This window comes from Mycobacterium sp. ST-F2 (assembly GCF_001905655.1).
In the GTDB taxonomy this organism is placed as follows: domain Bacteria; phylum Actinomycetota; class Actinomycetes; order Mycobacteriales; family Mycobacteriaceae; genus Mycobacterium.
This window is the reverse complement of the sequence record NZ_JMHT01000116.1, coordinates 1-1,190: the sequence shown is the minus strand read 5'-3', so window position 1 is coordinate 1,190 and position 1,190 is coordinate 1. Positions and strand designations below refer to the sequence as shown.

Here is a 1,190-nt window from a genome sequence, read left to right as displayed (position 1 = left end):
GGCATTCCGCGGAGGACATCGTGCGCAAGTTGCGCCGCGCGGACGAGTTGGCTGCCGAGGGCAAGACTGGCGAGGAGATCGCCGCCGAGCTGGGCGTATCGCCGGCGACGTTGTACAACTGGCGCCGCGCCTACGGCGGGATGGACACCGACGCCGCCCGCGAGCTCAAGGAGCTGCGCGAGCAGAACGCCCGCCTCAAGCGGCTGTTGGCCGAGGCTGAGCTGGAGAAGGACGCGTTGCGGGAGGTTGCGAAGGGAAAATTCTGAGCCCAGCTGCCAAGCGCCGCGCCGTGGACATGCTCAAGGACACCTTGAGCATGTCGGAACGGTTGGCGTGCAAGGCCGTTGGGCTGGCCCGCTCCACTTACAGAAACCTGCCGATGGCGCTGACCCCGTCCGATCCGGACGCCGATATGCGGGTTTGGTTGCGCTCGTACGCCACCAAACACCCGTGTCATGGGTTCCGGCGTGCCTGGGCGGCGTTGCGGTACGACGAGCGCCGTGAGGTGAACAAGAAGAAGATCCACCGGCTTTGGCGCGAGGAAGGTCTGCAGGTGAAGGTCACCTCGCCGCGCAAGCGGTCGGGGGTGTCATCGTGCCCACCGGAGGTCATCGCGGATGCGCCGAAGGTGGTGTGGGCCATCGATTTTCAGTTCGACTCCACCGTCGACGGCAAGGCCATCAAGATCGCGTCGATGCTTGACGAGCACACCCGTGAGTCGCTGCTGAACATCGTCGAGCGGTCGATCACCGCGCAGCGACTGGTGGCCGAGTTGGAGAAGGTGTTCGCCGCGGCCGGCGGGCCGCCGATGGTGTTGCGGATGGACAACGGCCCTGAGTTCATTTCGGCTGCGCTGCAACAGTTTTGCGACGGCAAGGTCGGGTTGTCCTACATCCCGCCGGGCACGCCGTGGAACAACGGCTACATCGAATCGTTCAACAACCGACTACGCAAGGAGTGCCTCAACCGCAATCACTGGAACACCCTGATGGAGGCCCGAGTGGTGATCGGGGACTTCAAGGCTGACCACAACCTGCGGCACCGGCACTCGGCGCTGGGCTACCGAACACCCGCCGAGTACGCTGCCGTCTGTACGTGCAGTCACACCCCGATGGCCTGCGAAATCAACTGAATCTGGATCAACAAACCCGACTCTAATTCCGGGTGGACTCAGAATCGGGGACTCGCCA

At 64.1% G+C, this 1,190-nt stretch carries 1 protein-coding gene; it reads left to right on the top strand.

Annotated elements, in window-relative coordinates; genetic code table 11:
- Positions 1 to 1,132 (top strand): IS3 family transposase gene (locus EB75_RS28060; RefSeq protein WP_142239879.1). Its coding sequence is split into 2 segments (ribosomal slippage), with 1,133 coding nucleotides annotated over them: positions 1 to 252 and positions 252 to 1,132; the frame shifts between segments, so codons are not numbered across the junction. This gene is flagged as partial in the annotation.
- Positions 1,133 to 1,190 lie beyond the last annotated feature (58 nt).